The organism is Bizionia paragorgiae, assembly GCF_900107625.1.
Classification (GTDB): domain Bacteria; phylum Bacteroidota; class Bacteroidia; order Flavobacteriales; family Flavobacteriaceae; genus Bizionia; species Bizionia paragorgiae.
The window spans coordinates 20,364-43,002 of the sequence record NZ_FNQK01000023.1 but is presented as its reverse complement, the minus strand read 5'-3'; the positions used below and the strand labels follow the sequence as shown (position 1 = coordinate 43,002).

The 22,639-nt window shown below is 35.6% G+C and carries 22 protein-coding genes; 11 read left to right on the top strand and 11 right to left on the bottom strand.

Features of this window, described 5'->3' with window-relative positions; all coding sequences use genetic code 11:
• Positions 1-68 precede the first annotated feature (68 nt).
• From BLV64_RS13565 to BLV64_RS13555, 3 genes are all read right to left on the bottom strand, one after another.
• Positions 69-1,367 carry an amidohydrolase family protein gene (locus BLV64_RS13565; RefSeq protein WP_092136481.1) on the bottom strand — a complete coding sequence of 433 codons (1,299 nt, stop codon included), beginning with the start codon at positions 1,365-1,367 and terminating at the stop codon, positions 69-71.
• Positions 1,368-1,400: 33 nt separating this feature from the next.
• Positions 1,401-4,409 (bottom strand): amidohydrolase family protein, encoded by a 3,009-nt coding sequence (locus BLV64_RS13560; RefSeq protein WP_092136479.1) that lies wholly within the window; start codon positions 4,407-4,409, stop codon positions 1,401-1,403.
• A 96-nt stretch (positions 4,410-4,505) separates the two neighbouring features.
• A complete protein-coding gene (locus BLV64_RS13555; protein WP_092136477.1) occupies positions 4,506-5,573 on the bottom strand; it encodes a DUF3810 domain-containing protein in 1,068 nt (355 codons plus the stop codon).
• A 74-nt stretch (positions 5,574-5,647) separates the two neighbouring features.
• Here BLV64_RS13555 and BLV64_RS13550 point away from each other — a divergent pair, with 74 nt between their 5' ends.
• On the top strand, positions 5,648-7,108 hold the full coding sequence (locus tag BLV64_RS13550) for an aminoacyl-histidine dipeptidase (RefSeq protein ID WP_092136475.1): 1,461 nt from the start codon (positions 5,648-5,650) through the stop codon (positions 7,106-7,108).
• A gap of 172 nt (positions 7,109-7,280) precedes the next feature.
• Here BLV64_RS13550 and BLV64_RS13545 read toward each other — a convergent pair whose 3' ends face one another.
• The 3 genes from BLV64_RS13545 to BLV64_RS13535 are packed head-to-tail and all read right to left on the bottom strand — an operon-like array spanning position 7,281 to position 9,973.
• The gene (locus tag BLV64_RS13545) at positions 7,281-8,417 is read right to left on the bottom strand and encodes a peptidylprolyl isomerase (protein WP_245705920.1); all 1,137 of its coding nucleotides are present in this window, start codon (positions 8,415-8,417) and stop codon (positions 7,281-7,283) included.
• Between the two features lie 7 nt (positions 8,418-8,424).
• Positions 8,425-8,961, bottom strand: a complete 537-nt coding sequence (gene gldI, locus BLV64_RS13540) for a gliding motility-associated peptidyl-prolyl isomerase GldI (protein ID WP_092136473.1) — start codon at positions 8,959-8,961, stop codon at positions 8,425-8,427.
• Positions 8,954-9,973, bottom strand: a complete 1,020-nt coding sequence (locus BLV64_RS13535) for a DHH family phosphoesterase (RefSeq protein WP_092136471.1) — start codon at positions 9,971-9,973, stop codon at positions 8,954-8,956. The genes gldI and BLV64_RS13535 overlap by 8 nt, the downstream gene beginning before the upstream one ends.
• 87 nt (positions 9,974-10,060) lie before the next feature.
• Between BLV64_RS13535 and BLV64_RS13530 the strand changes: the two genes are divergently transcribed.
• Both BLV64_RS13530 and BLV64_RS13525 read left to right on the top strand, forming a co-directional pair.
• Positions 10,061-10,480, top strand: coding sequence for a nucleoside-diphosphate kinase (locus tag BLV64_RS13530; RefSeq protein ID WP_092136469.1), 420 nt, complete (start codon positions 10,061-10,063; stop codon positions 10,478-10,480).
• Positions 10,481-10,583: 103 nt separating this feature from the next.
• Positions 10,584-13,142 (top strand): M4 family metallopeptidase, encoded by a 2,559-nt coding sequence (locus BLV64_RS13525; protein WP_092136467.1) that lies wholly within the window; start codon positions 10,584-10,586, stop codon positions 13,140-13,142.
• A 143-nt stretch (positions 13,143-13,285) separates the two neighbouring features.
• On the opposite strand, the gene BLV64_RS13520 is transcribed toward BLV64_RS13525, so the two are convergent.
• The 5 genes from BLV64_RS13520 to recF form a co-directional block, all read right to left on the bottom strand.
• On the bottom strand, positions 13,286-13,477 hold the full coding sequence (locus BLV64_RS13520; protein WP_092136465.1) for a cold-shock protein: 192 nt from the start codon (positions 13,475-13,477) through the stop codon (positions 13,286-13,288).
• 150 nt (positions 13,478-13,627) lie between these two features.
• Positions 13,628-13,819 carry a cold-shock protein gene (locus tag BLV64_RS13515; RefSeq protein WP_028281616.1) on the bottom strand — a complete coding sequence of 64 codons (192 nt, stop codon included), beginning with the start codon at positions 13,817-13,819 and terminating at the stop codon, positions 13,628-13,630.
• 217 nt (positions 13,820-14,036) lie between these two features.
• Positions 14,037-14,333: a DciA family protein gene (locus tag BLV64_RS13510; RefSeq protein ID WP_092136463.1), complete on the bottom strand. Its 297-nt coding sequence runs from the start codon at positions 14,331-14,333 to the stop codon at positions 14,037-14,039.
• A gap of 3 nt (positions 14,334-14,336) precedes the next feature.
• A complete protein-coding gene (locus tag BLV64_RS13505; RefSeq protein ID WP_092136461.1) occupies positions 14,337-14,759 on the bottom strand; it encodes a hypothetical protein in 423 nt (140 codons plus the stop codon).
• 124 nt (positions 14,760-14,883) lie between these two features.
• Positions 14,884-15,963 (bottom strand): DNA replication/repair protein RecF, encoded by a 1,080-nt coding sequence (recF, locus tag BLV64_RS13500; protein WP_092136459.1) that lies wholly within the window; start codon positions 15,961-15,963, stop codon positions 14,884-14,886.
• 134 nt (positions 15,964-16,097) lie between these two features.
• Here recF and BLV64_RS13495 point away from each other — a divergent pair, with 134 nt between their 5' ends.
• The 8 genes from BLV64_RS13495 (at position 16,098) to BLV64_RS13465 (ending at position 22,632) form a co-directional block, all read left to right on the top strand.
• A complete protein-coding gene (locus BLV64_RS13495) occupies positions 16,098-16,871 on the top strand; it encodes a tetratricopeptide repeat protein (RefSeq protein WP_092136457.1) in 774 nt (257 codons plus the stop codon).
• A gap of 32 nt (positions 16,872-16,903) precedes the next feature.
• Positions 16,904-17,389, top strand: coding sequence for a 6,7-dimethyl-8-ribityllumazine synthase (gene ribH / locus BLV64_RS13490; protein ID WP_092136455.1), 486 nt, complete (start codon positions 16,904-16,906; stop codon positions 17,387-17,389).
• Between the two features lie 148 nt (positions 17,390-17,537).
• Positions 17,538-17,768: a hypothetical protein gene (locus tag BLV64_RS14480; RefSeq protein ID WP_143034175.1), complete on the top strand. Its 231-nt coding sequence runs from the start codon at positions 17,538-17,540 to the stop codon at positions 17,766-17,768.
• A 14-nt stretch (positions 17,769-17,782) separates the two neighbouring features.
• Positions 17,783-18,067, top strand: coding sequence for a riboflavin synthase subunit beta (locus tag BLV64_RS13485; RefSeq protein ID WP_092136453.1), 285 nt, complete (start codon positions 17,783-17,785; stop codon positions 18,065-18,067).
• A gap of 3 nt (positions 18,068-18,070) precedes the next feature.
• Complete coding sequence (gene mutL, locus BLV64_RS13480) at positions 18,071-19,927, top strand: DNA mismatch repair endonuclease MutL (RefSeq protein WP_092136451.1); 1,857 nt, start codon at positions 18,071-18,073, stop codon at positions 19,925-19,927.
• Between the two features lie 24 nt (positions 19,928-19,951).
• Complete coding sequence (locus BLV64_RS13475; RefSeq protein ID WP_092136448.1) at positions 19,952-20,707, top strand: rhomboid family intramembrane serine protease; 756 nt, start codon at positions 19,952-19,954, stop codon at positions 20,705-20,707.
• Positions 20,708-20,736: 29 nt separating this feature from the next.
• Positions 20,737-21,594: a rhomboid family protein gene (locus BLV64_RS13470; protein ID WP_092136445.1), complete on the top strand. Its 858-nt coding sequence runs from the start codon at positions 20,737-20,739 to the stop codon at positions 21,592-21,594.
• A gap of 3 nt (positions 21,595-21,597) precedes the next feature.
• Complete coding sequence (locus tag BLV64_RS13465; protein WP_092136443.1) at positions 21,598-22,632, top strand: endonuclease/exonuclease/phosphatase family protein; 1,035 nt, start codon at positions 21,598-21,600, stop codon at positions 22,630-22,632.
• Positions 22,633-22,639 lie beyond the last annotated feature (7 nt).

The window sequence follows — 22,639 nt, the reverse complement described above, 5'->3', positions numbered from 1 at the left end:
TGATATGCATCACAAAAAAAAGACGACCATTGGTCGTCTTTTCTATACTGTTTTTAAAGCGTTACTGTTTATTTTTTGTACTTGTTACTATAACGTTCGTACAATTCTGTTTGATGCGATTTTAAAATCACATCACGACCTTGAATATAAGCTTTATCGATTTTATTGGTTCTCATATCTAAGGCATCGCCTTCACTAATAAAAAGAGTGGCGTCTTTTCCAACTTCTAAGGAGCCTACCATATCATCAATTCCCAATATCTTAGCTGTATTTAATGTAATTAAACTTAAGGCTGTTTCTTTATCTAACCCGTAAGCAGCGCAAGTCCCCGCTAGGAAAGGAAGGTTTCTCGTATTCATTCGCTCCATATCTCCAGCGTTCTCTAGTCCGACTAAAACACCATCGTTAACCAAGCGGTTCGCTAGAGTGAAAGGCAAATCATAATCATCGTCATCGTTGTTTGGTTTACTGTGAACACGTTGTAAAAGTACAGGTACGTTTTGTTCTACTAAAAGATTAGAAACCAAATGCGCTTCGTAACCGCCAACAATAACTAATTTATCGATGTTGTGTGCTTGTTTAAATCTTAGGGCGTCGGTAATTCCCTTTTCACCATCAACGTGAATATACACGGTTTTGTCTCCTGTGGTAATTCCGTTTAGAGCTTCGTAAGGGAGGTGCCTTGTTGTGTTTTGACCTAATTGATAAACCGCACTTTCTTTAATATAAGTGTTAAGTTCATCGACTTGCTTGTTATAATTTTTATTCTCTTTTAGGGTTGCCGGTTCTCCTAACCACCAACGTCCGCGAGAAAAAGGATTAGGCCAGTTTATATGGATGCCGTCATCTTCTTTAATTACCGCATCTTCCCAATTCCAGGCATCAAATTGCACCACCGATGAGGTACCAGAAATACGTCCGCCACGAGGTGTGATTTGCCCCATTAATACCCCGTTAATTCGCATAGATTCTACAACTTTGGATTCCGTATTATAAGCAATCAAACTGCGAATATGCGGATTCATAGTACCCACTTCGTTTTCGTCTTCTGTAGCTCTTACCGCATCAATTTCTACCAAACCTAAAGTCGAATTAGGAGCAATAAATCCAGGGTATATATGTTTGCCTTTGGCATTAATAATTGTGCCTTGGCGTGCAATTTTTGTTAGGGCACTGCCAACAAATGTAAGTTTGCCATCATTAAACATTATTAATGCATTGTCTATAACCTTTCCGTTTCCAAGATGTGCCGTAGCACCTTCGATAGAAATGGCTTGAGTTTGTTTCGGTGCAGGGGTTTGTTGTGCGAGTAGAACGCTTGAAAGTAATACTGCTAAACCGAGTAATTTATATTTTAAGAGTTTCATAACATGTGTATTTTATAAGGATTGAGAAAGTTATTAGAAGTTAGAGTCACAGTGAAAATGTGCTTTTTCTTTTTTCTCAATCGGTTTTGTTTTCAAGCCTTTATTTTTTGCCTGAAGCATTAAAGTGGTTAATTCATTTTTTTCTTTAGCAACCGCTTCACGTAATGCTTTGTCGCGATTAATATCAAAATAGGTAACCCCTTCAATAATTGTTTTTTCTGCTTTCGCGTAAATTGATAATGGGTGATCACTCCATAACACCACATCGGCATCTTTTCCGACTTTTATACTCCCTACACGATCACTAATGTGTAATAGTTTTGCTGGGTTTAAGGTCACGAATTTCCACGCTTCAATTTCGCTAACATCACCATACTTAACAGCTTTTGCTGCTTCTTGATTTAGTCGGCGAGACATCTCACCATCATCACTATTAATAGCTACTGTCACTCCTGCATTATGCATAATTGCGGCATTGTAAGGTATCGCATCATTAACTTCGTACTTATAAGCCCACCAGTCACTAAAAGTAGAGCCTCCAACACCGTGTTCTACCATTTTATCTGCCAGTTTATAACCTTCTAAAATGTGTGTAAAAGTATTAATGTTAAAGTTGAATTGCTCGGCAACCTTCATTAACATATTAATTTCACTTTGAACGTACGAGTGACAGCTTATAAAACGTTGTTTGTTTATAATCTCAGAGAGTGTCTCCATTTCGATATCCTTACGGAAGGGCTTTCCACTAGTTTTTAAAGCTTCATATTCTTTTGCACGTTGGAAATAATCAATATACACTTGTTCTACACCCATTCTAGTTTGCGGGAATCGTGTTTTTGCAGCATCACCCCAGTTACTTTGTTTTACGTTTTCACCTAAGGCAAATTTGATAAATTTTGGAGCATGCGGATTGATTAAATTTCGAGCCGATTCACCCCATTTTAATTTAATGATTGCCGAGCGGCCCCCAATAGGGTTTGCCGATCCGTGTAGCACTTGAATAGAGGTTACACCACCAGCTAAATTGCGGTAAATATTAATATCGTCAGGGTTTAGTACATCTTCAATGCTAACTTCGGCAGTAGAGTTATGACCAGATTCATTAACCGATGAGGTTGCTATATGAGAATGTTCATCTATAATTCCTGCGGTTAAATGCTTGCCAGTACCATCAATAACTTTAGCATTCTTAGCATTTAGGTTCATGCCAATTTTTGCGATTTTACCGTTTTTAATAAGGACGTCTGTCTGTTCTAAGATGCCTTCTTTTTCATTGGTCCAAACTGTTACGTTTTTAAATAGTAACGTTTCTTGTTGTGGCTTGTTTTCAAAACCAAAAGCTAGGTTTGGATAGGTAACAGGAAAAAAGTTATCCACTGTTGCAGGTGTTTCTTCTTCCTTATCATCATCATCATCATCATCATCATCATCATCCTTTTTATCGTCCGAAGTCGTTGTGTCAGCAGTCTGTTTTACAGCTTTAAAAGGAAGTTCTTTTCCGTTAGGTAAATAGGCTTTACCTGTTAAAACAGGCGTATCGTCTAAGTTTGAAACCACGCGAATAAATTCCTGTTTGGTGGTATCTACAGTCGAAAAGGTTAATTGTAACCAGTCGTTAGTTACGTTTAACTTTGTACCTAATGTCGTGTTGTCAGTTTTTGTTTTAGCTTTTAACTTGTCTAAAGTTCCTGAAATATTAAGGGTATACTTTTCATTTTCTAAGTTAAAGGCATAGGATCCTCGAATGTCTTTGGGAGCTACTTCTAATTCATTTTTTACACCGGTTACCCAGTTTTCGTAGATCGTTGTTTTTTTATCAAAAATATCACCAGAAGTCACTAGGAAGTTGGCATAAGCTCCTGCTTTAAGTGTTCCTAAGGTGTTGCTTTGACCTATAATTCCTGCTGGAACTGTGGTTAAGGCAGCCAAGGCTTTCTCTTTAGGTAACCCCGCTTCAATAGCTTTTATAAGTTGAGGTAAAAAGTCAGCTTCTTTTTCTAATTTGTAAGTCGACAGCGCAAACTCTACATTGTTTTCAGCTAAAATTCTTGGGTTATGTGGTTGCTGATTCCATTGGCGTAAGTCGGCTAAACTTACAGATCTTGCTAAAAATGGATCTTCCATATCATAGGCTTCTGTGAAATTTACCGGTATAATAAACTTTGCTTGTGTCGCTTTAATATCTTGAATTGCTTCGTACTCGTCGCCACCACCAACAATAACATATTGTGTGTTGTATTCGTCACCAACTTTATCTAAACGCAGCGCGTTCAATTTACTACCCGCTTCTACAATTTGAACCTTAGTTCTGTTTTGTATTAATGCTTCTAAGGCGCGGTCTTTTTCTTTACTTAATCCTTGGGCATACCAATCGGCATCTAAATGAACCTGTCTTAATAAAGCTAGAGCTCCCATTAATGAAGTAGGGTAGGCCTGTCTTGATAATTTGCTTTTTGAGGTTCCTGTATATTGCGCCGACTGTGCTTCTAGGATAATATTAGCCGATGTGCCTTCATTATTTAATGCTAATAAAACCCCTGTTCCACGAATTATTCCATCGTCGATATGTGAGTTTACAACACCAAAGCCTGCTTTGTGTAATGCCGTTGCCTTTTTTGTATCGTAATCTAAATGGTCTACTGCATTTTGTTCTGGTCTAATATGATCATTCCAATAATAACCTTCGCGGCTGGCATCGTACTGTGGTGAGCGGGAATGGTTAGGTTCTCTTTTTGGTTGTTTGACTCCAAAAGTTGAATAAAGATCAATAAACGACGGGTAGATAGTTTTTCCAGTCGCGTCGATAATTATACTGTTTTTAGGGATGTTTACCGATTTGCCTACCGAAACAATTTTACCATCTTTAAAAACCAAAGTACCATTTTCGATGGTCTCAGTAGGAGATAAATGAATCGTAGCGTGTTTTAATGCGGTGTAATGTGAAGTCGCGGTTTTTACACCGTCGTTTTTAGGGATGTATTCTTGAGCAAAAAGAGTCGTGCTACATAAAAATACAGCGAGAAAAAAAACGTGTCTAATCATAAGTTCGTGAAATAAAAATTTAAAAAGTTTTAAAGATAATAATCTAATAGTATTAAACCCAAAGCAAAGCTATTTTAACGTTTGTAGTCGTATTGACTAAAGTGTTTGGTCCTGGAAATAATTGACTAATAGGGCAACCACATAGCTGTAACTGTCCATGCCTCCTTTTTGGTTGTTTGCCTCTAAATAGGTGTTGTAGGTTTTTCTAAATAAAGGCTCGGTAGGGTTTTTATGGGCATCCCAAAAATCTCTAACTTCTTGATAGTTTTTTAGGATTCCAGTATTTAAAGTTAAAATCAATTCATTGTATAAGGCCGGGTCACGTCGGTAAACTTCGTGTAAGCAATGACGTAAACCAAAGGCGTAACCACAATATCTAAAATACAAATCACTGTGCGTAGTCGTTGCTAAACAGGCCATGAAATTCGCCTCGTTTTCGGCAGCATAGCCTAATTGGTGGCCCACCTCATGAGATGCTGTGGTAGGGAATTTGAACTCCGGGATTAATCCGTCAACCTGAGCTTCATTAGTCAAAGGATTTAGGTAACCACTAAATCCCATATAGGTTAAAGGGAGGCTAAATAAAGAGGTTTTTATCGCTTTGGCTTTATACTCTAAATGAGGGAACTTCTCTTTTAATAAGGTATAGCCTTCAGGAACCATTTTTAAAATTTCCGCTTTGGTATAGGGACTCACAACACGAAGGGTATCGTTATCTGTGAGTTCTAAATGTAAGGCATTGGTTTTATTAATCAGTTTTTTCGTTACGACTAATAGGCTTTCTGTGGTGTAATCGGCTTCTAAATTTAAGTTTTGATGTAAAGGTAGTCGGTAGTAATTCAACCCCCAAAACAAGTGAAAACTGATGTATATTATAGAGACCCCTGCTAAAATATCGATAATCCACCCTTTAAAATCCGACACTATGCGTTTACGGTTAAGAATAAACCAGCGGATTATGATAATCCCTGCAGATCCATAAACTAAATCCCCAAAAGAAAAGGGAATCCACCCTAAGGTGTATCGCAAAAGTGTCGAGATAATAGGGTAAACGCCGGTACTGTACACCGATTCTATAGTTTCTGGAAAATAAGCCGCTATTTTGACACCAATAATAGCGGGAATGAGTAATAAGGCGACAAGGAGTTTTTTGTTTTTAAACATAATTCAAATTTAAGAAAATGTTTACATAATTGCTGTTGTATTAATTACCTTTGTAAAACTAAAAATATATAGAAATGAACACTGAAATTAGAGCATTAGAGCCTCAAGAACTTTGGAACAAATTTGCAGATTTAAACGCGGTACCTAGACCTTCAAAAAAAGAAGAGCGTGTGATTGCATTTATGAAAGACTTTGGCGCTAAATTAGGATTTGAAACTATAGAAGACGAAGTAGGAAATGTTATAATAAAAAAGCCGGCAACTCCGGGGATGGAAGATCGTGTAACTATTGTTATGCAATCGCATTTAGATATGGTACACCAAAAAAATGCGGATACCGATTTTGATTTTGATACTCAAGGTATTGAAATGTATGTTGATGGAGACTGGGTTCGTGCTAAAGGGACAACTTTAGGTGCAGATAACGGATTGGGAGTAGCGACAATAATGGCTATTTTAGAAAGTAAAACAATCGAACACCCTGCTATTGAAGCACTTTTTACTATCGATGAAGAAACAGGAATGACTGGAGCGATGGGCTTAAAAGGCGGATTGCTTTCTGGTGGTATTTTGTTAAACTTAGATACAGAGGAAGACGATGAGATTGGTGTAGGTTGTGCTGGTGGTGTAGACGTTACAGCAACGCGCACGTATACCGAAGAAGAGACTCCAGAGTTTAAAACTGGATATACAATTACAGTTAAAGGCTTACAAGGTGGGCATTCTGGAATGGATATTCATAAAGGACTTGGAAACGCCAATAAAATAATGAACCGTTTGTTATTTGACGGATTTGAAAATTTCGGATTGAGAATCTCTGAAATTAACGGAGGAAGTTTACGTAACGCTATTCCTAGAGAAAGTAAGGCAACTGTTGCTATTGATGCCATCCACCAAGAGGTGTTTGAAGCTGAAATGGAAGAGTTAGCAACGACTATTAAAACGGAGTTAAAAACTATGGAGCCTGAATTACAGATTGTGGTTGAGGCCTGTGAGACTCCAGAGAAAATGATGGACTTAGGCGTGCAAGAAGGATTAACACGCGCTATTTATGCCGCCGTAAATGGTGTGTATAGAATGAGTGCTGATATTCCTGATTTGGTAGAAACATCAAACAATATCGCTAGAGTAGTGGTTAAAGAAGGAACTATTAAGGTCGCTTGTTTAACACGTAGCTCGGTAGAGAGTTCTAAAATTGACTTAGCGAATACACTTCGTGCAGCTTTTGAACTTACAGGATGTGAGGTTGAGTGTTCTGGAGATTACCCAGGATGGGCTCCGAATATGGATTCTTCTATTCTTAAAGTCTTAGATGGTTTATACGAAAAAATGAACGGGGAAAAAGCACACGTTGCGGCTTGTCATGCTGGATTAGAATGTGGAATTCTTGGTCAAAATTATCCAGAGATGGAAATGATTAGTTTCGGACCAACAATTAAAGGAGCGCACTCTCCAGATGAGCGTGCTAGTATTTCTTCAGCTCAAAAATACTGGAAATTTGTATTAGAGATTTTAAAGCATATTCCTAAAAAGTAATTCTTAGTAAGGAATAAAATGTATTACGAATACTGATATTAAGTATAAAAAAGCCTGCATTTTGCAGGCTTTTTTATGTTTATAACAGAGTTCTACTGTCAACGGACTATTATTAAAAATAAAAAAAGCCTTCATTTCTGAAGGCTCCTTTATAATTCTCTCTAACTAGAGATTACTCTTGAAGAGATACAATTTCTAAATCGAATACTAAATCAGAATTTGGTGGGATCACTCGACCAGCACCACGAGCACCATAAGCTAAAGCTGCAGGGATAAATGCTCTCGCTTTATCTCCAACTTTCATGTTTAACATAGCTTCTCTAAATCCAGGGATTAATGTAGCTGTTTCGTTATACACCATAGGAAATGGTTGGTATCCATTTTGAGCGGCTCTTCTTTCGTCGTAAGTACCATATTCCTTAGCGATTTCAGCATAGCTCGTATCGAATAAAGTCCCATCGGCTAAATATCCAGCGTAAGCAATAATAACTTTGTCTGTTGATTTTGGCTCAATACCGCTACCTTCACTTATTATTGTTAACCCTAATCCTGAAGGGAATGTTTTCATATTTGCTTTTAAAGCTTCATTTTTCTCTAAAAAGTTAGCTTTAGCTTTTGCAAGTTTTTCAGCAGCAACTTTATTTTCTTCCTCTAACTCAACAAAATAAGTGTCAAATACTTTTGGAGCATCAAACTTTTTAGCGTCTTTTCCTTTTCTTATAATGTTTAATTCTTCAATGATAACATCGTTTACAGGCTTGTCTCCACGAGCTGTTTTAACATTAGATATACTATCTTGAACTTCTAATCCAACCACAAGTTCTCCAAATACGGTATGCTTAGGGTCTAATTGAGGAGTAGGTTTTTCGGTAATAAAAAACTGAGATCCGTTAGTTGCAGGTCCTGAGTTTGCCATAGATAGAATACCTGGCTTATCGTGTTTAGCTTCGTTAATCTCATCTTTAAATTTATATCCTGGATTACCCGATCCTGTTGCTGTTGGGTCTCCACCTTGAATCATAAACTGGTCTATAACTCTGTGAAACGTCGTTCCGTTATAAAATTTTTGACCAGCATAAGTAGAATCTACTTTTGTATTTGTTCCTTCTGCTAACGATACAAAGTTAGCTACAGTTACAGGGGCTAAATCGTAATGTAACTTAGCAACCATAGTTCCTTTGTTAGTTACAAATTCGGCATATAAGCCGTCCTCTAAATCTGGGTATTTATTTTCTTGGCAAGAAGAAGTTAGCGTTGCCATTAGCGCTAAAATGAAAATTTTCATCGTTTGTTTAATTGTATTCATCATTTAATAATTATTTTTTTGTTATTGTGTTAATCGTTACTTCGCAAACTATAGGCGTATTTCGGCCTATTTTATTATCATCACCATAATAGCCGTAAGCCATTTGAGAAGGGAAAATAAACTTAATGGTTTCCTCGGCTTTCATAAGTTTTAATCCTTCTCGTAAACCTTTAAAAAGTTCTTCTTGATCCATGGCGTAATTACGCGTCTTTAAATGTTCTTTAGTGTAAATAACACTACCATCTAACCGTGAAACATTATAATTAAAGTTGATAATATCTGCGAAATCAGGTGTTTGAAGACTGTCGTTTTCTACTTTATTAATATAAGTGTACCAAAACCCATTTTCAGAAGCGATATATTCTGATTCTGGAGACGAATCTATTAAAGCCTGAATATGTTCCTTTTCCTGATTGAACAATTTGATGTTTCGTTGTACGGACTCCTTAATAGAAGAGCCGGTTTTAACGCTAACAGGTTTGCGGGCTTCCGGTGTTTTACACGAAAAAGCAAGGAGTATTAAAAGTAGTAAAAGGGGTTTATTCATTATTTAGAGTGCTGCTATATTGGGGTAATATACTAATAAATTTATCAACCGTAGATTGTAAATCGGTTTCACTTTTTCCTCCAGCTGCATTGGTATGACCACCACCGCCAAAATGCTGTCTCGATAATTCATTCACCGAAAAGTCTCCTTTAGAACGTAAAGATATTTTTATAATACCTTGCTTTTTGTCTTCAATAAAAATGGCAGCTAACACAATGTTTTCTAGGGATAAGGCGTAATTAACAAAGCCTTCGGTATCCCCTTTTTTATAATCTAATTTCTGTAATTCATTTTGAGAAAGTGTAATATAAGCTGCTCGATATTCTGGGAGCACCTTTAAATTACTTAAAGCACATCCTAATAATTGTAAACGATTGTAGCTATTAGTATCGTAAACATTATTGTGAATTTGGGTGTTATCGGCTCCTTTATCAATAAGGTTGGCAATAATTCTATGTGTTGTACTAGTCGTCGATCGAAATCTAAACGATCCAGTGTCCGTCATGATCCCTACATACAAACAGGTTGCAATTTGGGCATCGATAGCGTCTAGAGCATCAAGCATATCGAAAAAGTGATATACCATTTCACAAGTAGAGCTCATTGTGACATCACTAAACATGTATTTAGCATAGTCGTCTGGCTGTTGGTGGTGGTCTATCATTATCTTAATGCCTTTGCTAGACTCTAAAGCCGGTTCCATATTACCCGTTCTATGCAAGGCATTAAAATCTAAGGTGAAAATGATATCTGCCTTAGAAATAAATGCATCACAGTCAGCTTGTTCTGCATCATACTTTAAAACACGGTCTTCGTTTGGTAACCATTTTAAAAAATCCGGATAATCGTTAGGAGCGATTACTACCGCATTATGATTGTATTTTAGTAAATAATTTAATAAGCCTAAGGTAGAGCCCATGGCATCTCCATCAGGGTTTTTATGAGGAATAATTGCTATTTGTTTCGGAGAACTAAGCAATGTTTTGATTTCTAATAGGTCTTGTGTATTCATAGGGCACGAATATACAATTTTTTAATAACTGAATATATTGTTTTTATTTAGAAATAGATTACTTTTGCAAAAAATAAAAACAAAAAAATGGCAACAAACAGAACATTTACAATGCTTAAGCCAGATGCAGTTGAAAAAGGGCACATTGGCGCAATCTTAGAAAAAATTAATGCTTCAGGTTTTAGAATCGTAGCAATGAAGTTAACTCAAATGACTAAGGCTGACGCTGAGACATTTTATGCTATTCACAACGAAAGACCTTTCTTTGGAGAATTAGTAGAGTATATGACTCGTGGACCTATTGTCGCTGCAATTTTAGAAAAAGAAAACGCAGTTGAAGATTTTAGAACATTAATAGGAGCAACAAATCCTGCTGATGCAGCTGAAGGAACAATAAGAAAATTATATGCAGCTTCTATTGGAGAAAACGCTGTTCACGGTAGTGATAGTGATGAAAATGCAGCTATTGAAGGTGCTTTTCATTTCTCAGGAAGAGAGATGTTTTAAACAGTTCATCTGATAAAATATACATTTAAGCCTGAAATTTAACAGTTTCAGGCTTTTTTTATGTCTCATAATGAGGTAGTTTAGCGGAATCAAAAAAAAATCGATGAAAAAGATGAAATTAATGTTGTTTTCTGCTTTGTTAACTACTGCTTTAGGGTTTTCCCAAAGTAATACAAAAGCGATAGCAGACTTTCAGCAAAAAAATGAGGCTAAGATTACCCTTAATGCCAGTTCAGGAACCCCTAAATTTATTGCTTTTAAACAAGGGCAAGGTTTACAATTAAAAGGAAATGCTCTACCTACAAAAGCTCTTCAGTTTTTAGAGGAAAATAAAGCCCTCTATAATATAGATGGCGTAGCTTCAAATTTTAAAACGAATAAAGAGGAAGTGGATTCAAGAGGTTTAAAACGTGTTGTTTTAGAACAAATGTATCATGATGTTCCTGTTTATGATGGAAAATTATTATTTCATTTTAATGCTAAAAATGAGTTAACAGTGGTTAATGGGAATTTTATTTCTGGAATAAAATTAAATCCAACACCGGTTATCACGGCAGCTCAAGCCGATGCTATTGCAATTCAAACTATCGAAAATCAAAACCTGAATTTTTCTGGAGTCCCTTTAGAGGCAATGACTAATACGCTTTATGTTTTTAATACGGGCTTAGTTAAAGGAATTCTTGAGGCAAATCGTTTAGCGTATAGAATAGAAGTAGCAAATAAAACAGATGTTAGAGAATATGTGTTTGTCAATGCATACACCGGAGAAATTGTAGAACAATATACGGGGATGGCTCACGCTTTAGATCGTAGGGTTTCTGAAGGTAATTCACTTAATGTAGTATGGCAAGAAGGGGATGCCTTTCCTGGTGCATTAACGATTTGGCAACAAAATGAAGTGGAAGCTTCAGGACATGTATATCACTTTTTTAATAATGCTTTTAATTACGAGTCTTATAATAATGCGGGTATAACAATGAGAACCATTAATAATAATCCAAATATATCTTGTCCTAATGCCAATTGGAATGGGTATACTGCGAATTATTGTAATGGTACAGCTGCCGATGATGTTATTGCTCACGAATGGGGACATGCTTATACCGAGTATACAAGTGGGTTAATTTATGCCTACCAGAGTGGTGCATTAAATGAGTCTTTTTCTGATATATGGGGAGAAACCATAGATTTATTAAATAACTATGAGGATGACGACGATAATCATGCGTTGAGAACGTTTTGTAATAGTTCAGACCGATGGAGAATTGGTGAGGATGCTACAGCTTTTAACGGAGCAATACGCGATATGTGGAATCCTAACTGTAATGGTGATCCAGGTAAAGTTACCGATTTCCAATATAGATGTGGAGAAGGTGACGCTGGTGGTGTACACTCTAATAGTGGTGTGCCAAATCGTGCGTATTCACTGCTTGTAGACGGAGGGAACTTTAATGGTTATACTATTAATGGAATCGGATTTACCAAAGCTGCTCACATTTTCTGGAGAGCACAAAGTCAGTATTTAACGGCAACAAGTAACTTTCAAAGTTTAGCTGATGCATTAGAGGCTTCTGCAAATGACTTATTAGGAGTTAATTTAGAGGGCTTATCTACAACGAGTACACCTGCAGGTTTATCGGGAGAAATAATAACCGCTGCAGATGTAGCACAAGTAGTAAATACGGTTCTAGCTGTAGAGTTAGCAACTAACCCTGATGCTTGTGGGTACACACCAATTCTTGCCGAAGTTGCTCCCCTATGTGATAACGCAACGAACAATCCTATTTACTTTCAAGATTGGGAGAATGGTATTGAGGATTGGATAGTAGAGCAGGTTCCTGTAAACTCAGTGTCTTGGGATGATAGAGATTGGACAGTTGTAAGTTCTTTACCTCAAGGAAGAACAGGTAGTGCTATTTTTGGAATTGATCCTTTAAATGGAGACTGTGGATCTGATTTAGAAAATGGAGTTATGCGATTACAAAGTCCACTAATTACGATGCCAGATTTTTCTTCTGGAACGTACACCTTAGCCTTTAATCATTTTGTGTCTACAGAGCCTAATTGGGACGGTGGAAATATTAAATACAGTTTAGATGGTTTAACATGGACCCTGTTACCAGTAAATGCATTTATAGAAAACGCCTATAATAGTAGTATTAATCCTGCTTCAGAGGGTAATGATAATCCTTTAGCTGGAGAACCAGCCTTTACAGGATCAGATGGAGGATCGGTTTCAGGAAGCTGGGGAACAAGTGTAATTGATTTATCTGTATTGGGTGTAGACGCGAATTCTACCATTCAATTTAGATTTGAAATGGGTACCGATGGGTGTAACGGTAGAGAAGGATGGTATGTCGATGAGTTTATGGTTTATAACTGCGATTATTCATTATCGACAAGCGAGTTTGCTAATGAAGCGTTGAGTATTACCGTGTTTCCAAATCCATCAAACGGAATTTTTACAATTAAAAATTCGGAAGCTGTAAAAGTAATCAAAGCTGAGGTTTATGATATTAACGGTCGCTTTGTAAGAGGAATAGATTTAACAAATAATGCTGCAACGCCATCAATAGATCTCTCTGATGTCGCATCAGGATTATATTTTATGACAGTTTCTACAAAAACTGGTCAGCAAGTAATAAAGATTATGAAGCAGTAATTAATCTGCTATCTACTAAAAAAGTCTCGATATTATATCGGGACTTTTTTTTAGACCATTATAAAGTAAGTCAACTATTAAAATAAGAAAAGCCCATACAATCTGTATGGGCTTTTACTTTAAAAAAAGTTATGTAGTATATATTAAATTACTTTTACATTTACTGCGTTTAATCCTTTTTTACCTTCTTGTAAGTCGAATTCTACTTCGTCACCTTCACGAACCTCGTCAATTAAACCTGATACGTGTACAAAATGGTCTTTGTCTACACCTTCTTCAGTGATGAAACCAAATCCTTTAGTGTCATTGAAGAATTTTACTGTGCCTTTACTCATTGTAATAAATTTTAAATTAATTATGTAATTGAAGGCAAAGATAATGCCATTATTTAATTTACAAGGCTTTAACTCCTTTTATTTGTTAGAAATAAAAAAAAGCTCACCGTAAAGTGAGCTTAATTTGTAAAAAAATAAAGAATATATATATTATACTACTTTTACATTTACTGCGTTCATACCTTTTCTTCCTTCTTGTAAGTCGAATTCTACAACATCACCTTCACGAACTTCGTCGATTAAACCAGAGATGTGTACGAAATGGTCTTTGTCTGATCCTTCTTCAGTTATAAAACCGAAACCTTTTGAATCATTGAAAAATTTTACTGTGCCTTGAGCCATTTTAAAAAAAATTAAATTTATAATGCCTCAAATATAGTGTTTTATCTTTAAAAAAACTTTTTCAGTATTTTTTTTATTTCATTTCTGTTATAAAACCTAATGCCTGTGCTTTTTATGGAGCTAAACTCAGCGCGATAGGGTCAGCGTTGTTTTAATTCGGCTTGTCAGGTTTTGATTTTAATGTTGAGGTACTTTTCTAGGTGTTAGGTTGTTATGTTTATCGCAACACTACGTTTTTAATCACTTCTTTTCCTAACTCCTCATTAAGCATTTTAACAATTTTATTCTTACCATAGCTTAATTCTTCTCGTAAAACACTAGAGCTTAATTGCACGTATAAGGTGCCAAATTTAAGTTCAATATTTGATGTGTAATTGTTAACACCGTTCCCCATTAATTTAGCCCATGCGTCACGAACATTAACTTTGTCTAAACCTTTGTCTAGTTTATTGGTTTCTACAAAATCTTTTAGTGCGTCTGAAAAGCTTAAAATACTATTATTTCGTTTTGCCATAATTTATTCTAATACGTTAATTGGGGTAAATCGTTTATAAAGGTACGTCATGTTATCGGCATTAACGACTTCCAGATGTTCCTCATTTGCAAATATCACAGTTTCTTTCCACGTAGCAAAAGGAGTGTTGTAATAAAGATTTAAGCTGTCGTTTTCAATTTTAACCGTAATCTTTTCTGCATCTTTAGAGGTGTTGTAGGTCCCCATTAATGTTGGATTTAATTTTTTTCTAAACCCCGTTAAACTGTCATTAATACTTATATAATCTACAGTCGTACTTATTGTGTATTCGTGTTTTTTGCCATCTGCAGTGGTGGCGCTTTCAATTTCCCAGTAGCCGTTAATAAAGTTTAAACTTTTGTTTGAATCTTTTTTACAACCATAAAATATGAGCGTAAAAATTAGTAGTATGCTTATTCTTTTCATTTTTTATATTGAATTGTTCTGAACTATTTTAGGAGACTTATAAGTTACATATTAATACGCAATGTAACCTGTTAAATTTTTGTAAAACAGACCACCTGCTGAATGTGTTTAGGAAGGATTTATCCTAAATATTAAAAATTTCATACGATTGATGGACTTGCTTTACAGCGCGTTCCGTCCGGTCGGCATGGGTGTCGCTTATAAAAATCTGTCCGAAATTCTCATCGTTAACCAGCTTTATTATTTGTGCAACACGTTCTTCATCTAATTTATCAAAAATATCATCTAATAGCAAAATAGGATTCACTCCGCTTTGTTTTTTTATAAACTGAAATTGGGCTAATTTTAAAGCTATAAGAAAGGATTTTTGCTGCCCTTGGCTTCCGAATTTTTTTATGGGGTGACCGTCAATATTAAACAGTAAGTCGTCCTTATGGGTGCCCACACTAGTGTACTGTAATGCTTTATCTTTATTTATATTTTGAAGTAATAAGGTGTTTAAATCCGACTCAAATAAATCACTTTTATAATTCAAATCTACCTCTTCATTGCCGTTACTAATAGCTTCATAACGCTCTTTAAATATCGGAATGAAATTGTCTAAAAATGCTTTTCGTTTTTCGAAAATTATAGCGCCAAATTCACTCAGTTGCAAATTATAAATCTCAAGGGTATCCTTGTTAAACGTGCTATTTAAAGCAAAATACTTTAAAAGTGAGTTGCGTTGTGCTACTATCTTGTTGTATTTAATAACGGTGTTTAAATAACTGTTGTCACTTTGGGAAATAACACTATCTATAAATTTTCTTCGCGTATCACTACCTTCAATAATTAAATCGCGATCGGCAGGAGAAATAATGACTAATGGTAAAAAACCAATGTGGTCACTAAACTTTTCGTACGACTTACTATTGCGTTTAATTACCTTTTTCTGACCTTTTTTTAGGCTAATAACTATTTTTTCAGCTTTTTCTTCTTTTTCATAGTCGCCATTAATCACAAAAAAATCTTCATCGTGTTTTATGTTTTGGGAGGCGATTGGATTAAAATAACTTTTACCAAAAGAGAGGTGGTAAATGGCATCTAAAATATTTGTTTTTCCGACGCCATTGTTACCAACGATACAGTTTATCGTGTCGTTAAAATCAAATGTTTTGGAGTCAAAATTTTTATAATTTAGTAAAGAAAGGGATTTTAATATCATAGTAATTTAGTCTAAAAGCTACCTAAGTTTCGACCGTTTATTTAGAGTGTTGCAAATTATTACAAAATAACAAATAAATAACCTTTTATATATGGATAAAAATTTTATTTTTGCTGCGCATTAATATACACTATATGGCAACTTATAAGAAAAGAGGTTATAAACCTAAAACAGAGAAAGAAGTAGTAGAGCACGAACATGTTGAGGAAAACTCAACAACGGCAGAAGTATTTAATACTTTAGACGAAACGGCGTCTAAGACTGAAGACTTCGTTGCTAAAAACCAAAAGTATATTTTTATCATCATTGGTGTGGTAGCAGTTTTCGTATTAGGATTTTTAGGTTATAAGGAATTTGTACTAGAACCAAAGCAAAGTGAAGCGATGAACGATATGTATCACGCTCAAAAGAACTTTGAAGAGGCGGTTAACGGGGTGTCTTCAGATTCACTTTACAACGTGGCTTTAAACGGTAGCGAAGGAAAGTATGGAATGATCGATATCATTAATGAGTACAGTGGAACTCCAGCAGCTAACCTAGCAAACTATTATGCAGGGATGGCTTACTTAAACTTAAAAGATTATAAAAATGCGATTGCGCATTTAGATAAGTTTTCTAGCGAAGATGAGATTTTAGCACCTATGGCTAAAGGAGCGATTGGTGATGCTTTTGTTCAGTTAAACCAAAATGAAGATGCTTTAAAATACTATAAAGCAGCAGCAACATTACGTGAAAACGGTTATTCTGCACCAACATATTTCTATAAGGCTGGAATTACAGCTTTAGAAATTGGTAATGCTAAAGAAGCTTTAGGATACTTTAATACCATTAAAGAAAAATACCCAATGTCTACAGAGGCTAATCAAGTTGATATCTTTATAGGTAAGGCGGAAGCAATGTCAAACTAATTTAAAATTTCCGGTAGTATCGGAACATAATTATGGCAACAGCAAATAATAATTTATCAGAATATGATAAAGCATCAATCCCAAACGCGAAAGATTTTCGGTTTGGGATTGTTGTTTCAGAATGGAACAGTGAGATTACCGAAGGCTTGTTAAAAGGGGCCTTAGAAACCTTAAAGGAGCATGGTGCTGAAGACGACAATATAGTGGTATGGGATGTACCAGGAAGCTATGAGTTGATTTACGGTGCTAAGAAAATGCAAGAGCAAATGGTTAACGCTGTTATCGCTATTGGAAGTGTAATACAGGGGGAAACAAAACATTTCGACTTTGTATGCGAGGCCGTAGCTCACGGTATTAAAGACTTGAATGTAAACCGCGATACACCAGTGATTTTCTGTGTGCTTACCGATAATAATTTACAGCAAGCTATAGACCGCTCTGGAGGTAAACATGGAAATAAAGGAACAGAAGCAGCAGTAGCCGCTATAAAAATGGCTCAATTAGAAAAGCTGGCTTAAAGTTCCTTCTTCGTATAATAAAAGCATCTATTAGTATCTCAGTATACTTTTAGATGCTTTTTTTGTTAACAATTTTTAGCAGTTAGAACCCTGTAATCTATTGTATTTTCTGTACTTTTGAAGGACAATATTAAGTAGCTAAAGTATCGTGTTTTCACAAAAAAAGAATAAGAAATTTAATTATAAATCTCGATTTTCGGATAACGAAAACGGTGAAGAGCAGGTGTTAAAAGCAACTAAACAGAAGGAGATTTCATCCGAATGGGAACAAACAAGACGTACCGTAAGGAAAAATAAAAAGTCTTCCTTACCAATACTGTTGCTGCTTTTAGCTCTAATTATTGGTATCATGTACTACTTGGATATTAAATTACGTTAATCTTTTTACAGACTATGGGGTATTTAAAACAGAAAAAGAATAAACGCTATAATTATACACCACGCTATTATAAGCATGAGGGTGAGGGTAGTCCATTTGAAATAAAACAACGTTTTGACGACTATAGATCTACTATTGGCGGCAATAAAAATATGAAACAAAAATTTACTTCGGCTTGGGATGAATTTAAAAACTCACCGGATAAAGCGGTAAACCGCCGGGTATCGATTATTGTGATCGTGCTTATTTTTTTGTTTTTACTAATAATCGATTTTGATTTGACTATCTTTTTTTCATAAGACATGGCAGATATTATTCAACTATTACCAGATCACGTAGCTAATCAAATTGCTGCGGGAGAAGTCGTTCAGCGACCTGCTTCTGTCGTTAAGGAGCTGTTAGAGAACGCTATTGATGCTGGAGCTAACTCTATAAAACTAATTATAAAAGAGGCAGGGAAAACACTTGTTCAGGTTATCGATAACGGTAAAGGAATGAGCGTTACCGATGCGCGTTTAAGTTTTGAGCGCCATGCTACTTCTAAAATAAAAACTGCCGACGACCTTTTTCTGTTAAGTACAAAAGGATTTCGTGGTGAAGCACTCGCAAGTATTGCCGCTATTGCACATGTAGAATTAAAAAGCAAGCAGGAAGACGATGAAGTCGGGACGTGCTTGGTGATAGAAGGTAGTGAGGTGCAATCTCAAGAGGTGGTCGTTACGCCTAAAGGGACATCGATAGCGGTTAAAAATTTGTTTTTTAATATTCCTGCACGCCGTAATTTCTTAAAATCTAACGCTGTAGAAACCCGTCATATTATCGACGAATTCCATCGTGTCGCGTTGGCGCATCCCAATATAGAATTTGTGATGTATCACAACGGTAGCGAGTCGTTTAATCTACCAGAAAGTAACTACCGCCAGCGTATTGTTAATATTTTTGGGACTAAAACCAATGAGAAGTTGGTGCCTGTAAACGAAGAAACAGAAGTATTAACTATTTCTGGGTTTGTTGGTAAGCCAGAATTCGCAAAGAAATCTAGGGGAGAACAATTCTTTTTTGTTAACGATCGCTTTATTAAAAGTGCCTATTTAAATCATGCCATCTCATCGGCTTTTGAAGGCTTGTTAAAAGATGGTGCGCATGCGAGTTACTTTTTAAACCTTAAAGTGAACCCACAAACCATAGATATAAATATTCACCCTACAAAAACCGAAATTAAATTTGACGATGAGCATACGCTTTATGCTATTTTAAGATCGGCGGTAAAGCACAGTTTAGGTCAGTTTAATATTGCTCCGGTTTTAGATTTTGATCGTGATGCTAATTTAGACACACCGTATAGCTACAAACAAAAAGGCACACCAACAGTAGAGGTCGATAGAAGTTTTAATCCGTTTCAGGAAGAGAAAATGTCGTCTTCTCAGCCACAGCGAAACTATCATAAACCGTCTGGAGGGACTGCCAGTCACTGGGAAAGTTTGTATGTAGGTTTAGAGTCTAAAGAGATACAATCACAGGATAATTTTAGTGGTGTTGATTTTGAAACGGAGGAGAAAAATTCGTCAATTTTTGATGAAACAAATAAAGTAGAACACAAACATACAACCTATCAGGTTCATAATAAGTATATTATCAGTACTATTAAGTCCGGAATGCTTATTATAGACCAGCATCGTGCGCATCAACGTGTGTTATATGAAGATTTCTTGAAAAATATGACGATTAAGGAAGCTATGAGTCAGCAGTTGCTCTTTCCTTTACAGCTTCATTTTTCACCACAGGAAATAGAAATCATTCAGCAATTAAAGCATGATTTAGAGCATACTGGATTTATTTTTCAAACGCTAAGTGAAGAATTAGTCGAAATCACAGGAGTTCCAGTAAGCGTTCCCGAAAGTGAAGTGTCTATTATACTCGAACAGCTTATCAGCGATGTAGAAAATGAAGTGCCAGACAGCCATTTTAGTGCTACCGATTTACTAGCTAAATCCATGGCAAAAAGTTTAGCGATTAAAACAGGGCAAAGTTTAACACGTATGGAACAAGAGCATTTAGTGAATTCTCTTTTTGCTTGTAAAGAGCCTAACGTGTCTCCGGCAAATAGGGTGACTTTTATTACAACAACAGTAGACGAATTGGATAAAAAATTCGTTTAAACTTATATTAAAGAAAAGAAAATAATGAGGGGAATAACAGAAACAGTAAAGCACTTAATAATTATAAATGCTATCTTTTTTGTGGGTACATTAACCCTGGGAGAAGGTAAATTGTTCTATGAATTATTTGCCTTATATTTTCCGGAAAGCGACGCATTTAAACCATGGCAGATTATTACTCATATGTTTATGCATGGGGGTTTTATGCATATTCTATTCAACATGTTTGCGCTATGGATGTTTGGTTCGGCAGTAGAACAGCGTCTTGGCGTTAAAAAGTTTTTGTTTCTTTATTTTTCAGCGGGCTTGGGAGCCGCTTTATTTCAAGTCGGTTTTTATTATTTTAACTACATACCTGTTTTTGACAGTTTAATAAACTCCGGATTGTCGAGTAGTCAGATATACGAAATGTTGGCAAGTAACCAAGTGACAGGTAATATTACCGCCGAACAATTTGAAAATTTAAAGGCTATTTTCCCAGTGTTTAATGCGACTATGGTTGGTGCTTCAGGGTGTATTATGGGAATATTGGTCGCTTTTGGAATGTTAAATCCAAATGCAGAATTAATGCTTCTTTTTTTACCAATTCCTATAAAAGCAAAATACTTTATACCTGGTATTATTGCTTTAGATATTATATCTGCGTTAACCGGACAATCCTTTTTTAGTCCGAGTAACACAGCATTTATGGCCCACGTTGGTGGTGCTTTTATTGGTTTTATTATTATGCTTTTTTGGAGAAAAGATAACGACATGTTTAATAAATATAGAATAGATTAAATAATTAACTATTCAAAAACAGGCTTTTTATGAGTTTAACTGAAGATATAAAATACAAGCTGGCACGTCTCAACGTGTTGGAAAAAATTATAGCTATTAATGTGGTTGTATTTTTAATAGCGATGGTGTTAAGATCTGTTTTAGGTGGTGTCATCTATTGGTTTCAACTACCGAGTGAATTAAATAGCTTTTTAGTTAAACCGTGGACGATTTTCACCTACGCTTTTTTACACTTCGACTTCTTTCATATTTTATTTAATATGTTATGGTTGTATTTTATCGGCCGTATTTTTTTAAACTTGTTTAGTTCAAAAATGGCTCTGAACATCTATTTCTTGGGGGCTATTTTTGGTGGGGTATTTTTTATTTTAGGTTACACCATTTTACCTGGTTTTTTTAAAGGTGCAACGTATTTGGTAGGCGCATCGGCGGCAGTGAGAGCGTTGTTTATATTTATTTGCGCGTATATGCCCAATAAGGAGGTGCAGTTTTTTACTTTCAATGTGAAACTATGGTACTTAGGTGCAGCTTTTGTTGTTTTTGATGTACTAGGTCTTTTCGGCACGAATTCTGGAGGGAATTTAGCACATCTTGGAGGGGCTTTTTTAGGCTACCTGTATGCTAAACAATTGCTAAAAGGAAATGATATTGGTCGGGGTTTTGAAAGCATAATGGATACAGTGGCAAGTTGGTTTAAAGCAGGTAGTAAAACCAATTTAAAAACGGTTCATAAAGATAAATCAAAAGTTGGAGGGTTTACCAAAGGCGAATTCAATCTCTTTAATAACCAAAAGAAAATAGATGTTATCCTCGATAAAATTAGTAAAAGTGGCTATGAGAGTTTAACAGCAGCCGAAAAAGAATTCTTATTTAGAGCTGGAAAATAGATTATGAAAAACCTTCGCTTTTTCGAGAAAATTGTATTCTTCTTCAATTCTATTGCAGCTTTTCTGTTATTGCTATCCTATATATTACCTTTATTACCACCTAAAACCTTCGCTTCATTTTCGGTATTGAGTTTGGGAGTTCCTATTTTAATCGTAATTAATGCTTTATTCCTATTGTATTGGTTGGTAAAAATTAAAAAGCAACTTCTGCTTTCTCTAGTCGTTTTGGTTGTAGGTTATCTATCTTTTGGATCCCTTTATAAGTTTTCAGAATCCAATTCAAACATACCCGAAGAAGCGATTAGCGTTATGAACTATAATGTGCGACTGTTTAATTTATACCAGTGGATTCCCGAAAAAGGCATAGAAAGTAAAATCGAAGAGTTTATAAAAAAGGAGGCTCCAGACGTTTTGTTAATGCAGGAATACCACCCGCATAAAAATGTAGATTTGTCATTCTTTAAATACAAGTTCGAAAAATTATCTGGAAATAAAACAAAATACGGACAAGCGATTTTTTCACAGTATCCTATTATAAATTCGGGGTCTGTAGAGTTTCCTAATACATCAAACAATGCCATTTACGCCGATGTTGTTAAAGGTAAAGATACTTTGCGCTTTTACAATATTCATTTGCAATCCCTTAGAATCGATCCTAACTTAGAAAAATTAACCGAAGATGATGCACAGCGCCTATTTAAGGGCGTAGGTAATACCTTTAAAAGACAACAGTTTCAGGCAGAACTTTTCCGACTTCATAAAAATAAATCACCCTATAAAACCGTAGTAGGTTCCGATTTAAATAATACGGCCTTTTCTTATGCTTATAAGGAAATTAAAGACAATTTGGTGGACAACTTTAAAGCGGCAGGTAATGGTTTTGGAAGGACCTATCATTTTAAGTTTTTCCCTATTAGGATAGACTTTATCTTAACCGATCCTGAATTTACTGTGAATAGCTTTAAAACCTACGATGTACTTTATTCGGACCATTACCCAATTATGTCTAAAATTAGTTTGTCTAATAAGGAAGACTAACAAGCCC